This is a genomic window from Novipirellula rosea (assembly GCF_039541335.1).
GTDB lineage: Bacteria > Planctomycetota > Planctomycetia > Pirellulales > Pirellulaceae > Novipirellula > Novipirellula rosea.
The window spans coordinates 176,149-195,722 of the sequence record NZ_BAABGA010000037.1; the positions used below are offsets into that span (position 1 = coordinate 176,149).

Annotated in this window: 18 protein-coding genes; 12 read left to right on the forward strand and 6 right to left on the reverse strand. The window is 54.9% G+C overall.

Annotated elements, in window-relative coordinates; all coding sequences use genetic code 11:
• Nucleotides 1–30 precede the first annotated feature (30 nt).
• The 4 genes from ABD971_RS15835 to ABD971_RS15850 form a co-directional block, all read right to left on the reverse strand.
• On the reverse strand, nt 31–2,709 hold the full coding sequence (locus tag ABD971_RS15835) for a hypothetical protein (protein ID WP_345323611.1): 2,679 nt from the start codon (nt 2,707–2,709) through the stop codon (nt 31–33).
• Nucleotides 2,710–2,808: 99 nt separating this feature from the next.
• Entirely contained in the window at nt 2,809–4,245 is a 1,437-nt protein-coding gene (locus ABD971_RS15840) for a DUF58 domain-containing protein (protein WP_345323613.1), read from the reverse strand.
• 90 nt (nt 4,246–4,335) lie between these two features.
• The gene (locus ABD971_RS15845; RefSeq protein ID WP_345323615.1) at nt 4,336–5,301 is read right to left on the reverse strand and encodes a UbiA family prenyltransferase; all 966 of its coding nucleotides are present in this window, start codon (nt 5,299–5,301) and stop codon (nt 4,336–4,338) included.
• A gap of 99 nt (nt 5,302–5,400) precedes the next feature.
• On the reverse strand, nt 5,401–6,336 hold the full coding sequence (locus tag ABD971_RS15850; protein WP_345323617.1) for a DUF4261 domain-containing protein: 936 nt from the start codon (nt 6,334–6,336) through the stop codon (nt 5,401–5,403).
• Between the two features lie 461 nt (nt 6,337–6,797).
• Here ABD971_RS15850 and ABD971_RS15855 point away from each other — a divergent pair, with 461 nt between their 5' ends.
• The 3 genes from ABD971_RS15855 (at nt 6,798) to ABD971_RS15865 (ending at nt 9,118) form a co-directional block, all read left to right on the forward strand.
• Nucleotides 6,798–7,415 (forward strand): hypothetical protein, encoded by a 618-nt coding sequence (locus ABD971_RS15855; RefSeq protein WP_339936995.1) that lies wholly within the window; start codon nt 6,798–6,800, stop codon nt 7,413–7,415.
• A 70-nt stretch (nt 7,416–7,485) separates the two neighbouring features.
• Nucleotides 7,486–8,667, forward strand: coding sequence for a TadG family pilus assembly protein (locus ABD971_RS15860; RefSeq protein WP_339936997.1), 1,182 nt, complete (start codon nt 7,486–7,488; stop codon nt 8,665–8,667).
• A 25-nt stretch (nt 8,668–8,692) separates the two neighbouring features.
• Nucleotides 8,693–9,118: a TadE family protein gene (locus tag ABD971_RS15865; protein ID WP_339936999.1), complete on the forward strand. Its 426-nt coding sequence runs from the start codon at nt 8,693–8,695 to the stop codon at nt 9,116–9,118.
• A gap of 119 nt (nt 9,119–9,237) precedes the next feature.
• Here the strand turns inward: ABD971_RS15865 and ABD971_RS15870 are convergent, their stop codons facing one another.
• Together ABD971_RS15870 and ABD971_RS15875 are read right to left on the reverse strand one after the other, a co-directional pair.
• Nucleotides 9,238–10,005: a ThuA domain-containing protein gene (locus ABD971_RS15870; protein WP_345323621.1), complete on the reverse strand. Its 768-nt coding sequence runs from the start codon at nt 10,003–10,005 to the stop codon at nt 9,238–9,240.
• Between the two features lie 121 nt (nt 10,006–10,126).
• Entirely contained in the window at nt 10,127–11,443 is a 1,317-nt protein-coding gene (locus ABD971_RS15875; RefSeq protein WP_339937003.1) for a DUF4912 domain-containing protein, read from the reverse strand.
• 1,006 nt (nt 11,444–12,449) lie between these two features.
• On the opposite strand from ABD971_RS15875, the gene ABD971_RS15880 reads away from it, so the two are divergent.
• The 9 genes from ABD971_RS15880 (at nt 12,450) to atpG (ending at nt 19,462) form a co-directional block, all read left to right on the forward strand.
• Nucleotides 12,450–12,710 (forward strand): AtpZ/AtpI family protein, encoded by a 261-nt coding sequence (locus tag ABD971_RS15880; RefSeq protein ID WP_339937004.1) that lies wholly within the window; start codon nt 12,450–12,452, stop codon nt 12,708–12,710.
• Between the two features lie 139 nt (nt 12,711–12,849).
• Nucleotides 12,850–13,527 carry a hypothetical protein gene (locus ABD971_RS15885; protein WP_339937006.1) on the forward strand — a complete coding sequence of 226 codons (678 nt, stop codon included), beginning with the start codon at nt 12,850–12,852 and terminating at the stop codon, nt 13,525–13,527.
• A 56-nt stretch (nt 13,528–13,583) separates the two neighbouring features.
• Nucleotides 13,584–14,597 carry a F0F1 ATP synthase subunit A gene (atpB, locus tag ABD971_RS15890; protein ID WP_345323623.1) on the forward strand — a complete coding sequence of 338 codons (1,014 nt, stop codon included), beginning with the start codon at nt 13,584–13,586 and terminating at the stop codon, nt 14,595–14,597.
• 124 nt (nt 14,598–14,721) lie between these two features.
• On the forward strand, nt 14,722–14,970 hold the full coding sequence (gene atpE / locus ABD971_RS15895; protein WP_008694334.1) for an ATP synthase F0 subunit C: 249 nt from the start codon (nt 14,722–14,724) through the stop codon (nt 14,968–14,970).
• Between the two features lie 26 nt (nt 14,971–14,996).
• A complete protein-coding gene (atpF, locus tag ABD971_RS15900) occupies nt 14,997–15,731 on the forward strand; it encodes a F0F1 ATP synthase subunit B (protein ID WP_345323631.1) in 735 nt (244 codons plus the stop codon).
• 128 nt (nt 15,732–15,859) lie between these two features.
• Nucleotides 15,860–16,489 (forward strand): ATP synthase F1 subunit delta, encoded by a 630-nt coding sequence (gene atpH / locus ABD971_RS15905; RefSeq protein ID WP_339937021.1) that lies wholly within the window; start codon nt 15,860–15,862, stop codon nt 16,487–16,489.
• 90 nt (nt 16,490–16,579) lie between these two features.
• Nucleotides 16,580–18,103 (forward strand): F0F1 ATP synthase subunit alpha, encoded by a 1,524-nt coding sequence (gene atpA / locus ABD971_RS15910; protein ID WP_345323634.1) that lies wholly within the window; start codon nt 16,580–16,582, stop codon nt 18,101–18,103.
• Nucleotides 18,104–18,142: 39 nt separating this feature from the next.
• The gene (locus ABD971_RS15915; protein WP_339937025.1) at nt 18,143–18,559 is read left to right on the forward strand and encodes a DUF4870 domain-containing protein; all 417 of its coding nucleotides are present in this window, start codon (nt 18,143–18,145) and stop codon (nt 18,557–18,559) included.
• 15 nt (nt 18,560–18,574) lie between these two features.
• Complete coding sequence (atpG, locus tag ABD971_RS15920; RefSeq protein WP_345323636.1) at nt 18,575–19,462, forward strand: ATP synthase F1 subunit gamma; 888 nt, start codon at nt 18,575–18,577, stop codon at nt 19,460–19,462.
• Nucleotides 19,463–19,574: the final 112 nt, after the last annotated feature.

Genomic DNA, 19,574 nt, shown 5'->3' on the forward strand with positions numbered 1-19,574 from the left:
AGTCAACCAAAAAGGTGTCGGACACCTTTTTTAGCGGAGCAAGATGTAGAGGGCGTTGGGGGGCAGTTTTAGGCTTAGACCGTCGGCGTTCTTTTGAACTGGCAGATCAGCGGTGGCGATTCCGTTGGCGTCTAGCGACGTCGCCTGGCTGAGCACCGAATTAGATACGACGACTTCGGCGGAAGTGTTTTCGATGTTCCAGGGGCTGCTGCCAAGATCGACAATGCGGTGTGACTTGCCGTCTTGGGCTGGTTCGGTCTTCCAACCATGGGGCCGAGCGACGGTGCCCACTTGTAGCAACACCTGTTTGGACTCGGCGAGATTTGCACCGTCCATCGAGACGGCCAGCACGGTGGCATAGTCGTTGTCGCAACGCAGCGTGAGTGTGTCGAGTTTGATTGTTCCTGCCCCCGCCAGATTGCCGGTTGCTCCTTGTGCCTTGGACGCGTTGAGCGTGCAATAGCCTTCGCCGTAGTTCCAATTCAACTCGCCCGTGATACTGCGGACGGTTCGTTTGTCTGTGTCGATCAACGACGTGATGTCGGCGAGCTGAGTTTCGCCGCTGTCAAAGGCCACTTCCACGGGACCGGCAAGGTAAGCTAGCGGGGTGATCGTCCCTTGCCGAGCAGCTTCGGCTATCGCCGTCTGCGCCCGTGAATCGCGATTTGGATCAAAGCCAGCTTCTTCGGGCAACAGTGGTGGTTTCCGATTGAAGACATCACTCAAGCTGCGACTTTCAACCAAGGCCGGTTTGCCTTGCCCAATGTAGCCTCGGCGAAACATCATCGCTGCGGCGGGAAACATTCCGATTTGGGCGGGCGTGGAAAGTTGCCACTTTTCCATCGGCGGACCGAAGCCGATTTGGTCGGTGGTGAACCAGTAGAAAATGTCGACGCCGGTCATCGCACCATAAGCCGCCACCAAAAAAGGGCCTTCAGTTTGATAACGCAGCGGCGGCACCCAAGCGCTTTCGGAAACGATCATCGGATGCCCACTGACTTGACGCAGCGCCAGCGGAAATGCCCAGGGTTGTAGGAGTGCCGAAGTTCCATCGAACAGATCGCCTCGACTGATCAAGTATCCCGCGCGGTGATTGTCGGTTGGATTCGTGTGGCTGCCGCCGGTGTAGTAACGGTTTACCCCGATGACATCGTTAGCAGTGTATGCATAGCGTTCCGCGTCGAGCAGTTTGGCTTGATCGGCGGTTCGCCAATTGCCCGCGTTGATCAGCCCTTCGTAACCAATTTCTTCTTTCAGGAATTTTGCGATCGCGAGATTGAAGTCCCGCATTCGCTCGGTGTAAAAGGCCAACTGGTCAGCCAAGCGTTTGGCCATCGCGCCGTTGTGGTCTTGCGTGAGTTGCCAAATTTGGTGAGGCATCACGACACCATTTGCAAAGTCGTCGCCATTGCACCGAGCATTGCCGCCCCAGACGCGAACCGCGTTATCGAGCGAGCCGTGTTTGGCGTTCAGCCACACTGCAAAATGTCGCCCCAATTCAACTCGCTGTTCGCCTTGGATCGCGTTTTCAGTCCAAAACAGCAGGCTGTCTTCGTTTTGAATCTGAAAGATCGCCAAGGCGGGATCTTGGGCCAGCGGGATGCCGGTATGAGGATTTGGCGGTGTCAGCAATTGTTTGAGCCACTGCTTGTAAGCCGCTTGCAGCTGAGCGTCAAAGAACAGCAGTCCGGTTAAATTTTCTCCCTCGGCATCCTTCATTCCCCAGGCGGGATTCGGTTTGACGCTGACGGCCCAGTAAGGCGAAAGCGTGACGTAGATGCCTTGTTCTTTCATCGCGGCGACCAATCGCCATGCCGCCTCGATATCCTCGGTGTTGGCATCGTCAAGTTTGGCACCCCGTTGGGGCGCAAGGTGCCCATGGTGTCGGACCATGTTGACGCCACGTTTGGCGAGCCAGCGGGCATGTTCGCGGACCGCTTCGATGTCGTCACGGTACTGGACGCTGGTGTTGACGGCCCAGAACCGTAGTGGTTCCCCGCCGCCATCAACAAACGATTCGCCGCCGGAGGATCTTGCTACTCGGCCTTTCGCTCCTGCCGGTTTTTCGTTCATGCCGCTTAGATCAAGCAGCGTGTCGGGCGAAAACGAATCACGAGCGGGTTCAAACGCCCAAGTGCCAGGATCGGCCAAGCCGGTTTTCTCGCCCGGTCGCAGTTTGCCTTGTGGCAGAAACGGCTGGCGGCTGAGAACAAAACAGTCGAGGCCGCCATGTCGATTGTTGTCGCTCTCGAAACGGACCTCGAGCGAGTTCTTACCAACCAATAGCGAGACCGAATCGGCCTTGATCCAAGCGACAAAACGGAGATCAGGTTTTCCATCGGCAGCAATGTTGACGCTCTGTTCATGCTTTTGCATCGCCACCGGTGTCCAGGTTCCGCCGTTGACACGCACCGAGATTGCTGAGGCGATCGGATTGGCACGCAGCCACAGTTCGTGGGGGCCTGCAACAGACGCGTCGAACTCGAACCGAGCGACGGGCATGCCGCCATCGGCGAAATGAGAGAGCCAATCGTGACCCGACAATTCGGCCGTCTTGACCGAGTCGTACCAATTGTGCCCCCGCATCGTGCTGGCGACCGCATCCTCGCCTTCGATCCAGATCATTTGCCCGTATAGTGGCGAGCACCACGCCAGCACAAATACAAACAGCAGCGGCGTTTTGACATTCCGCAATAATCCAGGCTTCATCATTTCCACCTTGGTTCAGGGTTGGGACGTCGAATCAGCGACAGGCAGTCGTTACAGACTCTGCAATCAAGACGTAGGTTGGCAGGTCAAGCCACGCATTTACAGCAGGTGTTTCGCTTTGATGTCGAGGTATTGATTCACCAGCGGCGCGGTCAATTCGTCGGGGAAGGCGTCGACGCACAGCACGCCGCGATGTTCCAAGTCTTTGAGAACTTGGTGTCGCCACAGCAAGATGTCGGCGGCCGCAGCGGCACGATACATCTGCAGGTGATCGTCATTGGACGGAGCGTCGGCGGCGTCGAACATCTCGCGGTCACGAAGCAGGACGCCAAGCGGCAGGTGTTGCCCGTTGATGTTCGACAAGTAATCGACCACGGCGCCGGCGTTCACCTCATCGATCACATTGGTCGTCAACACCACCAGCGATCGACGTTTGCAGTGCGTCGAAAGATACAGGAATGCTTGATCGTATCGCGATTCGACCAAACGAGGGAATTGGTCAAAGCCTGCTTGAATCAAGCGATTCATCTGGCTGCTGCCGCCCCGCGGTGGAATGTAGGCGTGGATCGTATCGGAAAAGCAAAGCATTCCGACCGAGTCACCTTGATGCAGCGCCACGTATGCCATCATCAGCACCGAGTTCAGGGCGTGATCCAACAGTGAATAACCATTTTGTGCATTGGTCATCATCCGCCCGCAGTCAAGCAGAAAGATCACACGTTGGCTTTGATCACTCTGAAATTGGCGAACGGTCAATTTGTGGCGTCGTGCGGTGCTTCGCCAATCGATGTGTCGATAGTTGTCATCACGGCTGTAATCGCGAAGGCGTTCGAAATCACTATCTTGACCAATTCGCCGTGTCCGCCGCACGCCAATCAGACTCAAACGGTTCGTGCGAGCCAGCAGGGCGTAGTCGGACAATTGTTTCATGTCCGGATAAACGTTCAGCCGGTCGTGGAGCTCGATTTGCCGGTGACGATTCCATAGTTTCAGCGGGCTAAAGAAGCTGAGGTAGACGTACTCGAGTTCAAACGCGCCTCGTCGACCTGGTCGTAATTTACGATGTGCCGTCATGCGTCCGCGGGGCGGTAATCGCAGCGAGTGTTTTTCTGGAGTCGCGGTAAAGTGTTCGGGCAAATCGTCGCAAACCGCGCCCGACAACGTCAGCAGCGTGCTGTTTTCGACCGTCAACTCGCTGGCCACCGGAACGCCCAGAGAGCAGGTTCGCGGCAAGCTTCGGGAGACTTGAATTCCGTGATTGGTGGCAAGATAGATCAGCAAGAAATCGACCACCGCAAGCGTCAAGATGCTGCCATCGATCAGCCATACGGCAATGATCATTGAGGGGGCAAAAACGGTGGCGAGGCTGGCGATGACCGAAACGCCCAGCAGGACGGCCCACCAACGCGTCGGGTAAATCTTGGCACGCCAAGACGCTGCGATCAGCGGCAACGCAATCAGGCCAAGGAACAGCCAAGGGATTTGCGTCAGCCACTGAAACTCGTCTTTAGCAACTTGAGTGATTGCGTCGTTCACGAACGGACGGGCCTTGGTTCACGGTGTTCGAGGCGGGAATGAGTGCGTGGCTGCATTGTAATCGATCGGGTTGCCGCGGGGGATCGGCACTTAGGTTACACGGAACGAGGATGCTAATCCGATTGCGGGAATGACCAACGCAAAGATGGCGAGCCCCCATAGCGGGCCTGCGCCCAGCATCGCGACGGCGGCGGCCAACGGAATGATCGTCAGGATCCCTGAGCGAATCGTCGTTTGCACATTCTGCGGCGTGGCATGGCGGACACAGCGGATGCCGCGAAGCACCACCGGATACGCAATCATCGCGATCAACAGCGGGAACGCAAACGGCGTGCGAATGAACTTGGGAAAGCCCGCGGGCGCTTGCTGCGGTGCAAACGCCAAAGCGAGCAGTCCGATGACCAACAAACTGAGCCCGACTTTCAAATTGGTATCGTCGCCACCGGCGGCTTCGTCACGAGCCATCGTCGTGATTCCCGTAATGTAGATGCCGAACCCCAGTGCGATCGCAACCAGATGCAGCGGAATTAGTGGGCCGTCGGCCTGGACCACGATCACCGGAGAGGCGCCGAGTAGAAAGCTGAGCACACGGCATGCGCCCATAGCGGCTGGCGCCAGCGGTGTCTTTTTCAGCGGACCGTCGTAGGCCACGATCATCACGGCAAGCAGGGTGGCGATGGCGGCGGGAAGCCAAGTGGTGGCGACGTTTTCACTTGGCAGATACCCACTGAGTGATCCGAGGATGACTCCCAAGCCGAGCAATGCCCAGCCGGCGGTGCGGGCGGCTGCGAGCGAGATTCGTCCCGATGGCAGCGGGCGTTTCGCACGCTCGGCACGATCACGCTCGATGTCAAAAACATCATTCAGGATCATGCCCGCCCAGTACAGCGAGATCCCGGCTGCGAGCACACAGATCCACCGCGCGGCGGGCGATGGGCCATGCGCGGCCAGCAGAAACGCAGCCGAAACATCGGCGACGACCGTAAACACGTTCGGCAGCCGAACCAATTGGGCCCAGGCAAACAGGGGGCTGGTTTGTTGTGTTTCGGCAGTCAAAGAATTCAATTCCCAAATCAGAGGATCGTTCGGCTGCGGTTGGCTGCAGCTAAACGGATGATACCCCTAGAACCATCATCGGGACAGCGTGTCGCCCCATTACTTTCGCAGCAGACTCTTGGGAATTGCTTCACCGTCGTCGGCGAACCAGCGAAGCACTCTGCGGCGTGGACCGTTCAGGGCACTCTCGCGAACATGTGCGACCCAAAGGATCTCGCCGGGGCCTTCCGAGGTCTCGCCGTCTTTGATGACATCGCCGTTCTGCAGCAAGTAGATACCGACGTCACGCAGAAAGTTTTCGACTTCGGCGGCATCGTAATCCTGTGGCCGAAAACATCCTTCCATATCGGGAATATCAAGCTGGATGTGCCCTACCGTGTCCATCACTGACCACTGCGGATCGAATTCGTGGAAACGCATGTTGGCCCATAATTCCACGGGGGGCAGCGAATGCTCGACCGAGAATTCGGCGCTCTCGGTCAGTACTTCCAGGTCGCTGAGCACCTCGCCGCCGGGATTGAAGTAACAGATCGCTTCGGGAAGTTCCAGCAACATGCCCACCACCTCGGTCATGAACGCCAGTTCATTGTAGGGATCGTAGTTCTTGGGCAGATTTGGGGGCGTTGCTTTACCATCGAGCACGTAGCTACAGCGAATGCGGATGAACGCTTGATGCAATTTAGTCGCGGTTCTTCCCGCTTCCCAGTTCCATGATTGTTGAGTCGCGCGGAGCAGGGACTCGGGGGCCGTAAACGGCCCAAGCTGGCCTTCTTGGTACGCTCTCGCGATTCGGCTCGGGTCGGCCGCCGTTGTCGGATCATCCGGCCAAATTTGATCGACCACATCGACCACGACTTTGCCTTCGTCTTGGTCATCGATCTCCAATTGGATCGACGGGCCGCAAGTGAAGACCTCTGCGGCGGCAGGTTGGGCGGCTGATGGTGAAAAGTCGGCAAGAACAGCGGCGACGGATTCAATCGAAACCGCTTCGCGCATCAGCACGACGAACGTTTGTGTGTAAAAGCCTTTGGACATTCCCAAGCTCGGTGGATCAGAAGGATTTGATGGTTCAGCGGGGATTCTATCAGAAGCGCTGGCAATTGCGCGTAGGCCAACGAGTAGGAGTCGCAAACGCAGGAATTGTCAAACGGAAGCGAAATTGACGGTTCAAAGGGGGGGCGAGAGTCGGGATCATCGTCAAAGTCGTTATAACCCGATCCTTGCTTAGGGGGTGAGTTGAAAGTTTTGGGGGGGCTGCCGAAATTTTGAATGCTTCTAGGGCGAACGTGACATAGGTTTCCAGAACTCAACCCTCTTGTCTTTTAGACGCTTCTCTGCCGCTTGATCTCGCACGATCGGCGGCAGAGTGAACGCAAGTCTGATGCGAAATGAAATACCATCCGCTCAGCACGATTCTTAAATCGCGTCATGCCGTTCTCGAGCGTGTGCAAGACAGAGCGGTGTTCCGTGTTGTGTCTTAAGTGGGAAACAGAACGATGATGCGAATTGCACAAACCATGATCGGGGGGATTCTCACGCTAGCGGTGGCTCCGGCCGCCGATTGCAGTGCCGAGGATGTGGCGATTTTTAAGATAGAAGAGGATTGGGAAATGGTGCTCAACGAGCCCGACCCCATCAATCACTCACCGCAGGTCACCTTCTTTACGACACCGACGGATGATCCGAGTCGCTATTTTCAGTTGCAACTGAATCACGCCGTCGACGCTCAGTTTTCTGGAGGCGGCTTTCACGTCGCTGCGGTAGAGAACGACCACATTCTTGACGAAGCACGCAGTGAGACTCGGGCCGCTTTGTCATCCGACGGAGATCATGTTCGTTGGACAAGTATCCTCGCCACGGTGGAGGATCAGACGCTGTTTGCGATCAAAAACGGGCATGCAAGCCAGTGGGGCGACTTCGGAGGTCCTGACTTTTTGGTCCGGATGAATTCCGACGCCTCGTTAGGACTTTCTCAATATCATCCACAGAAAAGTTTGGATGCCGTTGATATTGGATTTGGGGCAAATCGAGTGGCGTCCATCACGCTACTTGAAGTACGTGTTTTTTATGTCGATGGAACCGTCATTCCGGTTCCTGTGAACCGGCAACCTTAAGTTGGAATGGATTCATCATCACGCCGCTCAAATCACCAGGTCTCCAGGATCGTCTTCAGGATAAAGTTCAATGAAAAATCTAAATGTAAAACAAATGAATCCCTTCGCTTGCGGTGGAAATCCATCGGTCAATCGGCGCCGTATGCCAGCCCGCATGCGTCGTGGTGCTGCGGCTGTGTTCGGTCTGATTTTGACGGTCAGCCTGGTCGCCTTGATGGCTGTCACAATCGATATGGGGCATATTCGCGTCGCCGAAGCCGAGTTGCAGCGATCCGCTGACGCTTCGGCAATGGCTGCATGCTGGGAACTGTTTGACCAGCAGGTTTCGGGAGCTTCCGAAAGTGCGATGCAATCCAATGCAAGGCAAGCCGCAAACAGTATCGCCACCCGCAACTTTGTCGGCCAACAGGCTCCTGAGTTTTCATCCGACGATGTTGAACTTGGCACCTACTCACCCGATCAATCGTGGAGCACATCGGATCCGTCGACTTACAACGCCGCGCGAGTAACGCTGCGGCTGCAAGCGGGTGGCAACGGTGAGTTGCCGCTATTCTTTGGCGACGTAACAGGACGGCAAAGCCAATCGCTTCGCACCACGGCCACCGCCGCGATGTTCAGCACTATCACGGGATTCAATGAGCCTGAAACGCACGACGAGACGATCGATATTTTGCCGTTTGCACTCGATCTGCCGAGCTGGGTCGCCATGTGCGCGGGCGCCACGCAAGATAGTTTTGAGTTCAACAATGGGTCGGTGCGTTCCGGATCGGACGGGCTGTGCGAAACCAACCTTTATCCTCAAGGCACCGGTTCGCCCGGTAACCGCGGAACGGTGGACATCGGTGGCAGCAACAACAGCACCAAGGATTTGTCACGCCAAATTCTGCATGGGATCTCCAAGCAAGATTTCATCGACTTGGGGAAACCACTCAAATTCGACTCCAACGGCGAATTAAAGCTCAACGGAGACACGGGGATCAGTGCGGGAGTCAAAGATGAGCTGGCCTCGATCATTGGCAAGGTTCGCATCATCCCGATCTACACCACCGTGACCGGCAACGGAAACAACGCAATGTACACGATCGTGAAATTCGAAGGTGTGCGAATTTTGGAAGTCAAACTAACCGGAAAAATGTCGGAGAAGCGAGTCATCGTCCAGCCTGCGAAAGCCGTGGCACGACACGCGATCGTCGACTCCGCTCCCGTCACGCAGAGTTCGTATCTATACACTCCCGTGATGTTGGTTCAGTAACACTTGTTTAAGAAAGCTACCGATCATGATTCATAAATCGAATCGACGAAAGAAAAAGGCAACACGGCTGGCGGCATCCGCCGTCGAGTTCGCCTTGGTCGCACCGCTGATGATCGCCTTTACGTTCGGCTTAGTTGAGCTCGGGCGAATGATGTTGGTCAAGCAAACGGCCACGCATGCGACTCGCGAAGGGGCGCGAATCGCAGTGCGTCCGACGGCAACGACAAGCGACGTCGTCGACCGAGTGAATGACGAACTGGCTCTGATGGGGATTCAAAATGCAACCGTCGAAACCGTCCCTGCCTCGATCGAGACGAGCACGCCGAGTGGCATCGTCACCGTTCGCGTTGCGATCGACATTTCGTCGATCACCTGGGTTCCTGGGTTTCTGAATCTGGATGCAACCCAGATCATTGCCGAGTCATCGATGCGTCGCGAGAGCACGAACTAGCACATTTCATCTTTGATGTGGCAAGTGTCGCGTTCGCGGTGGGCCACGTTCTGGCGAACGTAGCTACTTCTTTTTACCCAACGTTATTTCTCAAATTGCTCTAATGCAATCGTGTCAGCTCACAGCTCTCCAGCTGCCCACAGCGTGCCTTTGACGATCGTGTCGAGGTAAACCGCATCTTCGAACGTCTCGTTCGAGTGGCCATAGGTGGTGCCGAAGACACGAGCCTTGCCGTAGGTGTTCGTCCAGAAAACGGGATGCGACTGATCTGTCTTCTCGCTTTTGCTGGTGGCCAGCACGGTCATATTGGGCCATTTCTTTTCAATCACATATAGTTCGTCCATCGCCGTTTTGTGGCCATCTGGGTAGCCCTTCATGATCACATGGTCTTGGGCAACGACGTTGACCGCGTAGTGGCTTTGATGCTCGTGGCGGCGGCTGGTGACACCCAGGAATTCTCGCCAATCGTCGATCTTGGCGTCGCGGTAAGTGTGCATCGCACAGTGGATCACCACCGCGTTGGTTCCAGCATGATGCGACCGAGTGATGCTGCGAATGTAGTCGGGGTTGGTCGTGGCGGCAAAGCATTCGTTGTGGATCACGACATCAAAACCCTCGGCCCAGTTGGGATTTTTGTAGAGATCGATTTCGGCACTTGTGCCGTTGCCGCCATCGTTGATGACCGTCCAGTTCACAGCGACGCCGCGTTTTTTGAACGCCATCTGCATCGCTTTGGTTTGAAAGTCGTAATCGTGGCAGCAGCCACCGGTGATCAACAGTACTTTGATGGACGGTTTTGCGGCTGACTCGTCGGCGGCATTGCAAACAGCGGCAGTCGTCATTTGCAGGGCGAGGCAGAGGGTCAGCAAAAGAGAGAAAGGTTTCAAGGCAGAGGCTCCGGTGGAGGAGGGAGTGTAGGGACAAAAAAACAGGACGGATTGGAAATCCGTCCTGGGCAGTGAGTTTAATGGGGCGTCAGTCAGCTGTGCTGGCTTGATGCTGTGCTGACTAGAAACGGTCGTCGATTTCGACGGTTTCCATCACCTTGGTGTTGCGTTCGACCGCGATCACCGTGGTGCGTTGTCTTAGTCCATCACGACTTTCGCAAGTCACGGGCAGCACTTGGCGTTTATCGGGCAATTGCATGCGAACGGTAAACGATCCGTCTTCTTGTAGTTTGACGGGGCGACCGGCGATATTGACCGAGGCGTTGGGAGTCGTTTTTCCAAACACGATCAATTCGGCATCGACTTTAAATGGCAGCTTTGTTTGTCGCAGCAAGCTGGGGTCAGCGACGGTTTGTCCTTGGTCGCCACGGCTTGGCATCGGACGGTGCAGTCGCTCTTCGAACACCTCTTTTAGGTCGCCTGCGTCTTGATCGTAGCCACCGCTCAGCGAGTAAATTCGCTCGTAATCTTCGGCGATATCGCTCCAGTGTTCGTCCAATCGTTCGCATTCACCCGGACGAGGTGTCTCGACAACGTTGCTGCGACAGATCGTGTAGAACTCGCCAAAGTCCGCCAAGTAGCCGATGATGACTCGGAATCTCGAAGGGGCTTCATCGACGTCGATGTACCAATTATTGACGCCACCGTGGATCGGGATGTCGCGAGCGACACTTTCGGCTTGGTTGCTTGCCACATCACCTACGGCGAGCAGACGAAGGATCGGTTTCGCAGTATGCCATCGTTCGGCCATTGCCGATTCCGCACGCTGAACGCTGGCGCGGGTGATTTCCCAGTTTGCTTGCAACCAATACGAATCACGCACGAGCAACACGACGCGGTCTTGGTGAGGTTCGCCGTTTCGCGTCCGCGAAGAGCCGTTGGCGACAGCCGCCCCACCGACAAGCGTGCCGGTTGAAAGATCGCGATGGCGATCGAGAGTTTCGCGGCGGCGACGCATTTGGGCGCGAATGCGAGCGGTTTTCGCCGAAACGCGTTCCTTCTGTTCTTTTTGGTCGAGTGCTTCGGCACACCGTTGGGCACTGACGGCGGCGGCGCGAGCACGCGCGGCTGCAATTTGAGCCCCCTTGCTAATCGGCGCCGACGCTTTTGCTTTGGACTTCGCTGCGGTTGTGCTCGCTGACCGCGACGAGCTGGATGTTTTCTTGGATGCTGCGTTTTTAGACGAAGCAGGGCTTTTTGACGAAGACGAGGCCGACTTCGAGGCATCGGATTTTCGTCTCAGCTTGCGTTGGACCTTCGATATCTCAGTAACAAGGTCGTCCTTTCGCATACTGTGCCAGCCGGATACGCCGTAGGTCTTGGCTAATTCGGCCAATTCTCGTCGTGTTTGCGCTTTAAGGTCTGCCGTTTTAATCACCCTGCATCTCCAAGCTGTAAACCCCGTCGCAAATTTTGAGACGGAGCTAATTCATAATTGATTTTGATCACGACTAGCTTGCACCACCCGGCGGTGGTTGCCGTCGACACCGTTTGTCCGTCGCTTCCTACGCCGCTTCCACTTCTTTCACGCCGCTGGCCTTGGATCCGCTTGCCTCGTTGCCATCGACTTTCAGTATTTCGCTTCAGCTCGCTTCGAAAACCGGTACCCTGAAAACAGTTAAGGTTGTCTCAAAATGCGATTCTCTCCACTTGAGTGGATGGTTCTACCACTGCAGGGCGTCTCTGTGACTTCTGGAATCCGATATTTATTATGGTTTCGAGTGCCTGTTGACGCGTGCCTATCCGGCCACAATGGGACAATCATCCCCTGAAACATTATGGCAAGGGGATGGCGGAAGTTCTAGATGCGGACTGATAAAAGAATCCGAATCGTTGCCGGAAATCGCGTTTTCCTTAGGATTATTGGGAAAATTGGATGGGTAAACGTGAGTGCGAATGTTTTCCTGTCTTTCCTGGGTTGCCTAGTGTGATGTGGGTTGTGAGTGTCGCGTCGGTCACTCAGGTGCGTATTTGACGACGGGGGGTAACGGTTTGCGTCCTGCGGGGTCTTGTAGAGGCGTGTTTTGGGGGAAAACCGTTGCCAGTGCAAACAATAAGTGTCTCATTTTGAAACAGTTTGCCAGCAAATCGAGAGCGGGCTGTCCCGGGAACGAGAGCGGGCTGCGCTGGAGGATCGGGCGTCGGTCCCATTTAGGGCACCCCAGTCAAGAGAGTTGTCCTTTTGTGACATTTTTAGGTGCGGCGATCCGTCGCTGCCTCTGGTGGTTCTCAATTCCTCAGTCACACTGTGCACGTCGAGTTAAAGCAGCTTCGCAAAATCGCGAATCGGCAGAGCCGACGAAGACGACGTCATGGGGAAACGGTCAGGCCCAATGGTGAATCCAGAAAAAAGCCCTTCCGGTTCTGATGACGAGTCAATCCCCATGGAAAGGATGGTCGACAAGGTCGATGTCACACCCGGACCGGTTGCGGAAAAAAACGCAAACCGAGGCGCTGTGTGGCTCCGTTTTGTTGGTCTCGGGATGGAGCTCGCTGGAATTACACTGCTGTTCGCCGGCATCGGTTATTGGATCGACGCTTGGCGAAACCACGATCAAATGTACGCCACTGCGTTGAGCACGATGTTGGGGTTTGGGTTGGCAATGACACGGTTCGTCGTCAAAGCCTCCTCGACCCAGTCCTGATTGCTGGCCGACGGCCTAAATCGTTGAGTATCGCCCAAAATTGGTGAAAACCAGCCAAGCGGTACAACCCTGCGAATACTGATGACCGTATGTTGGAAGCGAAGTTGACTTCGCTTTTGAGTAAACTTTTGAAAAAGACGTGACGATCCTAACTCCAACTCGACGATCGCCAAGTTCTCCGGACGTTTCCGATTTGTATCGGCAGACGTTGGGTTGGGTGGTCGCTGCATGGTTGATTGCGACAGCAATCGCGATGGCAGTGGTTGGGCTTCGGGACGCCGATCGTAGTGGCGATGTATTTTTTGTCGCTTTGATGAGTGGCGTGATCGCATTGGTGTCGATGTTGCCCGGGCTGTGTCTGCGGTGGGCCAAGGCGATCAAGTCGCGATTGGGTTCTCGAGGTGCAGCGAGTCAGTCAGGTTCTCGTCAGTCGGCCGATCCGTTTGGTGATTTTGTGCTGGCTTCCGGGATGGGGATGATCTTTCGGTTATTTGGGACGGTTGCACTGTTTTTGTTCTGCCGGTATCAATTGGCCGAATCCAGTCAATGGGTCGCCGGTTTCACGATCGGTTGGTATGCCTATTTGACCTCCGTCGAAGTGGGAGTGCTCGCGTTCAAGCAGAACCGAGTTGCCACGAAAGTCGGAAAGGATACGTCGAGCACGGATGCGAGTTTGTCAGCGAACGCTTTGCCTGCGAAGGCAAAGGAATATCCATCACCTTCAATCAACTCGTCCGTGTCGTCCTGCTCTTCACTCGTGCGTTTGCACAATTCAGATGCTTTGTCCACGCGACCTTTGGGTGTGTTGGAAGCATAACGATTGTGGGTCGTATTCACTAAATTTAAATCTGTAGCTCAATAACGATTTACCTGATGCCATTGCTTGTTGCTTCTACCGACCACAGCCCGATAACGCATGTGCTGCCGCATCCGTTGCACGAGAACCCAATCGTGAGCGTGCCGGTTGGCGAAGGCGATATTCCGGCGCTGAATATTTTTGACGGGCGTTACGACTTTTTTATCACCAACCATTTGATGATGAGTTTGGTGGGGGCCGTGACGGTGGTGTTGGTTTTTGCTTATGTCGCAAGTCGAGTACGTGCGAAGGGGCAAGGGCTTGAAGCCTTCAAGACTCGCGGGCGTGTCGCTCAGTTGTTCGAGACGATGTGTTCGTTCATTCGTGACGAGGTCGCTCGGCCGAACCTGGGTCATTTGACCGATAAGTACATCTACTACATTTGGACCATCTTCTTTTTCATCTTGTTCTGCAATGTGATTGGGTTGATTCCAATTGGCTATATCATGCAGTCGTTCACCGGCAACACTGCGTATTCGCATTGGGGCGGTACCGCGACGGGGAACCTGTCGCTGAACGCGATTTTGGCGTTGGGAAGCTTCTTTGCGATCCTGTTCATCGGAATTCGCGAAACCGGAGCCAAGACGTTCTTCTTGCACTTCAATCCGATTGGTTGGGACGACCCCAAGATGCTGCTGATCGGCATTCCGCTCTACGCTTTGGAGTGGATTGGATTGATTATTAAGTGCGTGGTACTTGCGATGCGGCTTTTTGGAACGATGATGGCAGGCCACTTGGTGATTGCCGCGTTTGTAGGCCTTGTCTTTACTGCGGCTGAGTTTTCACATGCACTCGGCTACGGTGTTGAGTTGTCCGTCATCGGCGGCGGCATCGTGTTGACGTTGCTTGAGTTGTTCATCTGCTTTCTGCAAGCGTTTATCTTTACCTTTTTGACGGTGCTGTTCATTGCGATGACCGCAGTGCATCATGACGACCATCATGAAGAAGAGCATCCGTTTAGCGACGAAAGTCAGATGGACATTGATAAGTTGATTGATCCAAAACGACTGGGGCCATTGGTGCACGAATAGTGTGCTGGCGATCCCGCCTTGATTCACTGAATATTGTTTGACCCTTTAACCAAAAACTGTCGGCGTCCAAGTTCACGGTCGCAGGCATTTCCCGTTCGAGAATTAGCTCAGGAGTTTATGAAAGATGTTTGATTTCGCGCTTGTTTTGGCCCAGGAAGCTCTTAACGTCGGCAAGATGGGTGTCGGTATCGGAATGGGCCTTGTCATTCTCGGCGCTGGCCTTGGAATTGGCCGCATCGGTAGTGCTGCTGTTGACGCAATCGCTCGCCAACCCGAAGCGAGCGGAACGATCAGCACCCAGATGCTGATCTCGGCTGCACTTATCGAAGGTGCAACTGTGATTGCTTTGATTCTGATGTTGATCCTCGGCTAAATCCGCCTTTGGCGAAAGATGAAACGATGGTTTTAAAATTGACTCGTTCTTCGGTACTGTGCTTGTTTGCGATGGCCACGCTGTGTGTGTCGTCCGCGAGTAGCTTTGCCGATGAAAAAGCGAAATCCGACGTGGCGGTTGAGGCATCTGAATCGCACGATGCAACCGTTTTGGTCGCCGCTAAATCGGAAGTTCTCGACGAGGAAGTCGTGGAGGGTGATCACGATCATCCCGTCGCGGCAGACGGGCACGACGACGCGCATACTCCGCCGTTGTTGTCGTTCGACATCGGTTCGGCGGTCTGTAACATTGCGATTTTTCTTGGTGTGTTTGCGATCTTGTCCAAGTTTGTCTGGCCACCCATTCTCAGTGGGTTGAAGGCTCGCGAAGACAAGATTAACGGCGACCTCGAAAATGCCGAGCGTATTAACGCCGAGGCACGTTCGTTGTTGAGTGACTATCAGACCAAGCTCGACGAAGCGGCAAGCCAAGTGCAAGGCATGTTGGCCGAAGCACGTCGCGATGCCGAAACCAACGGTCAGCGAATCGTTGCCGATGCGAAGGCGGAAGCCGAGCGGACGCGAGATCGTGCGATCGCTGATATCGAGACTGCAAAGAAAGTGGCTTTGGCCGATTTGGCGGGTCAGACTTCGGATATGGCGATGCAGGTTGCCAAGTCGGTGGTCGGTCGCGAACTTCGTCCCGAAGACCATGCCGATTTGATCCGTCAATCGCTGGATCGACTTCCTAGTAATAACTAATAGATGGCTCGCGGTAAGAGCATCTGCTCTTGCCGCTTGCTTGTGGAACCAGAGCCACCGAGGTGGGTCGGTTTATTTAAAAGATTTTTCCGTCCTTTCAACGCGTTTCCATCACGCCCTGACAACCCATGACCGAAGCTCCCAAACACGACACGGTTCTCGATACCGGCGCCGAGCAATTGGGCACTACCTACGCGCGAGCCCTGATCGCTGCGGCGCAAAAAGAAGGTGTCGCGGACCAGGTCGTCCAGCAGTTGGGCCAGATGGTCGACGAGTATCTTTCACAAAGCCCTCAGCTTGCTGCATCGTTCGCTTCACCGCGAATCGATGCCGATGAAAAGTGCCGGGTGCTTGATCGCATTTTTGGTGATGAGTTTCACCCGATCTTGATCAAGTTTTTGAAGGTGATGGCGAGTCGTGACCGTTTGGGTTACGTCGCAGCCGTCCGTCGTGCCTCGGAAACCCAATTGGACGAAATGCTCGGTCGCTTGGTTGCTACCGTGCGTACCGCGGTCCCGCTTGAAGATTCCATGCGAAGCCAGATTGCCGAGCGACTTTCATCGCTGCTTCATCGCGAAGTTCGCTTGAAAGAAACGGTTGCCCCCGACTTGATCGGCGGCATGGTCATTCGCATCGGCGATACGGTTTACGACAGCAGTGTGGTCAACCGCATCGACAAAATGCAAAAGAAGGCCAAGGCTGGATTCTCGAGTCAATTGCTGAAGCGATTCGACGAATTCGTGCAGGACAAGACTTGATTTCAATATCGCCTGTGACTCGTTCATGGGCCGATCCCCCTAGTATAAAATTCCAATTCAAACGCCCCTATCGATTGATTAGCGTTACCCATGAAATTTAGTAGCGATGAAATCGCATCGGTCTTGCAACAAGAGATCGAGCAATTCGACAGTAAGATTGATGTTCGTGAAGTCGGCACCGTGTTGGAGGTGGGCGACGGTATCGCTCGCGTCTACGGTTTGTCGGGTGTCATGGCCGGTGAAATGGTCGAGTTCCCCAACGGTGCGATCGGGCTAGCGTTCAACCTCGAAGAAAACTCCGTCGGGGTCATCATCCTTGGTGACTACTTGACGATCGAAGAAGGCGACGAGGTCAAAGCACTCGGCACGCTGTTGTCCGTCCCCGCGGGCGACGCCGTGATGGGCCGCGTGCTCGATCCACTGGGTAACCCACTGGACGGCAAAGGCCCCGTGCAAACCGACATCACTCGTCCCGTGGAAATCATCGCGACGGGCGTTTCGGAGCGTCAACCGGTGACCGAGCCGATGCAGACCGGTGTCAAAGCGATCGACGCGATGACTCCGATCGGCCGTGGGCAACGTGAATTGATCATTGGTGACCGTAAAACCGGAAAGACGGCAATCGCGATCGACGCGATCATCAACCAAAAAGGCAAAGGCGTGATGTGTTTCTACATCGCGGTCGGCCAAAAGGACTCGGCGGTCGCTTCGATCGTCGAAGTGTTGCAGCAAAAAGGGGCGATGGAATACACCTGTGTGATCGCTTCGGGAGCAAGCTCGCCTGCCCCGCTTCAGTACATCGCTCCGTACGCCGGAACTGCGATGGCCGAGCACTTCATGTTCAACGGCGGCCACGCCCTGGTTGTCTACGATGACTTGAGCAAGCAAGCGACGGCCTATCGTCAAATGAGTTTGTTGATGCGTCGTCCGCCAGGCCGCGAAGCTTACCCCGGAGACGTTTTCTACTGTCACAGTCGTTTGCTTGAGCGATCGGCGAAATTGTCGGACGAACTCGGTGGCGGTTCGATCACCAGTTTGCCGATCATCGAAACGCTCGAAGGCGAAGTATCCGCCTACATTCCGACAAACGTGATTTCGATCACCGACGGTCAAATTTACCTGCAACCCGACTTGTTCTTCGCCGGGATTCGTCCTGCGATGAACGCCGGTATTTCGGTGTCTCGCGTGGGTGGAGCCGCTCAGATCAAGGCGATGAAAAAAGTTGCCGGTGGTTTGCGCCTCGACTTGGCAGCGTTTCGTGCCTTGGAAGCATTCGCCCAACTCGGTACGGACCTCGATGCCGACACGCAAAGCCAATTGGATCGCGGATATCGCATGGTTGAGCTGCTCAAGCAGCCTCAATACCAACCGATGTCGGTGACCGAACAAGTTTTGAGTTTGTTTGCAGGGACCCGTGGTTATTTGGACGATGTACCGATCAAGTCGGTCCCCCAGTGGGAAAAGGACTTCATCCAATTTGTCCACGACAAGCACGGCAAGCTGCTTAGCGATTTGGAGGCAAAAGGTGACCTGACCGACGATATCACTGAGTCGATCATTACCGTCATCAAAGAATTCAAATCCGGCTACAAGCCAGTCGAAGTCGAGCTGTAGTGCCTCGCTCGTTCGGCGGCCGGAGAAAGGTAAGTTTTTATGAACAACCCATTTCAGCCACCCGAATCGAGTCACGACCCCTCGCCGATTGAACCTCCTGATTTCACCCCCAGTAACGAAGACCGAAATTTAGCATTGATTGCACATCTATCGGGATGTGCCGGGATTCTAGCGGGCGGTTTGATCGGGTTTATCGGCCCTTTGATTATTTACCTAACCCAAAAAGACAAGTCACCGTTTGCGGAGTCGCAAGCCAAAGAAGCACTCAATTTTCAGATCACGTTGCTGATTTTGAGTGTGGTTTGTGGCGTCCTACTGATCGCCAGTTGTGGTGCCCTATTTCCGATCGTGTTTGTGCCGATGGTGCTGCAAATCGTTTTCGGGATTATTGCCGCACTGGCCGTACGCGACGGTCGACCTTACCAATATCCGTTTAACCTCCGTTTGTTCCAGTAACGATCGCCTCATCTTATGGCCAACGCACGAGCACTCGATAAACGACGCAAGTCGATTCGCAATATTCGCAAAATCACGCGAACGATGGAGTTGATTGCGACCGCGCGTTACAAGAAGGCAATGGATCGTGCCCAGGCTGCGACCGCCTATACCGATCAAATCACCAAGATCGTCAAACGGTTGGCCGCAGCCGGTTTGGATGTCAAACATCCGCTGCTTGAACCCCGCGACAACCCTAACAAAGCTCGCGTTTTGGTGTTGACCAGCAACCGCGGTTTGTGTGGTGGTTACAACGGCAACGTTTTGCGAACCGCGATGCCACGGATTCGTGACCTTCGCGATACGATCGATGAAGTCGCGGTGGATGCCAGCGGCAAACGCGGCGTGAACGGTTTGAAGTTCCGCAAGACGCTTGTCGACAATGCTTACTTGGGCTTCGAAGATCAACCGGCTTATGACGAAGTCGAAAAGATCGCCGACCAATATCTGACCGAATACGTGACCGGCAAGATCGATCGCTTGGATGTGGTTTACACCAAATTCATCAGCACCAGCCGGCAGATCGCCACGATCGAAACGCTGCTGCCGCTGGGGTCGTTAAGTGACGAAGAAGCCGCCGCAAGTGACGATGATGAAAAGTCGGTCGAATTCGAGTTCTTGCCATCCGCCGAGAGCATTTTGGAAGAAGTCGTGCCGACCAGCTTCAAAGTGCGTTTGTTCAAATGTTTCCTCGACGCGGCCGTCAGCGAGCAAGTGGCTCGAATGATCGCGATGAAGGGGGCGACCGAGAACGCCGGCGACATGATCAAGCAGCTCTCGATGACGTACAACCGAGCACGTCAGAGCCAGATTACTGGCGAAATTATGGAAATCATCGGCGGCGTCGAAGCACTCGCCAAGTAAGTCAAAACAAAACGCAGCGGCGGTTTCGTCGCTGCAAATGGTTCCCCACACAGAGGCTAGCAGTGCTAGCCAATCCAAAACATCAACTTCCTCTCGATACCTAAAAACAAGC

Excerpts from the sequence above, each read along its gene's own strand:
- ABD971_RS15835 (WP_345323611.1), bottom strand. The coding sequence starts at position 2,709 with ATGAAGCCTGGATTATTGCGGAATGTCAAAACGCCGCTGCTGTTTGTA.
- ABD971_RS15915 (WP_339937025.1), top strand. The coding sequence starts at position 18,143 with ATGAACAACCCATTTCAGCCACCCGAATCGAGTCACGACCCCTCGCCG.
- atpB (WP_345323623.1), top strand. The coding sequence starts at position 13,584 with ATGCCATTGCTTGTTGCTTCTACCGACCACAGCCCGATAACGCATGTG.
- ABD971_RS15865 (WP_339936999.1), top strand. The coding sequence starts at position 8,693 with ATGATTCATAAATCGAATCGACGAAAGAAAAAGGCAACACGGCTGGCG.
- ABD971_RS15855 (WP_339936995.1), top strand. The coding sequence starts at position 6,798 with ATGATGCGAATTGCACAAACCATGATCGGGGGGATTCTCACGCTAGCG.
- atpA (WP_345323634.1), top strand. The coding sequence starts at position 16,580 with ATGAAATTTAGTAGCGATGAAATCGCATCGGTCTTGCAACAAGAGATC.
- atpE (WP_008694334.1), top strand. The coding sequence starts at position 14,722 with ATGTTTGATTTCGCGCTTGTTTTGGCCCAGGAAGCTCTTAACGTCGGC.
- atpF (WP_345323631.1), top strand. The coding sequence starts at position 14,997 with ATGGTTTTAAAATTGACTCGTTCTTCGGTACTGTGCTTGTTTGCGATG.
- atpG (WP_345323636.1), top strand. The coding sequence starts at position 18,575 with ATGGCCAACGCACGAGCACTCGATAAACGACGCAAGTCGATTCGCAAT.
- ABD971_RS15880 (WP_339937004.1), top strand. The coding sequence starts at position 12,450 with ATGGAAAGGATGGTCGACAAGGTCGATGTCACACCCGGACCGGTTGCG.
- ABD971_RS15850 (WP_345323617.1), bottom strand. The coding sequence starts at position 6,336 with ATGTCCAAAGGCTTTTACACACAAACGTTCGTCGTGCTGATGCGCGAA.
- atpH (WP_339937021.1), top strand. The coding sequence starts at position 15,860 with ATGACCGAAGCTCCCAAACACGACACGGTTCTCGATACCGGCGCCGAG.
- ABD971_RS15860 (WP_339936997.1), top strand. The coding sequence starts at position 7,486 with ATGAAAAATCTAAATGTAAAACAAATGAATCCCTTCGCTTGCGGTGGA.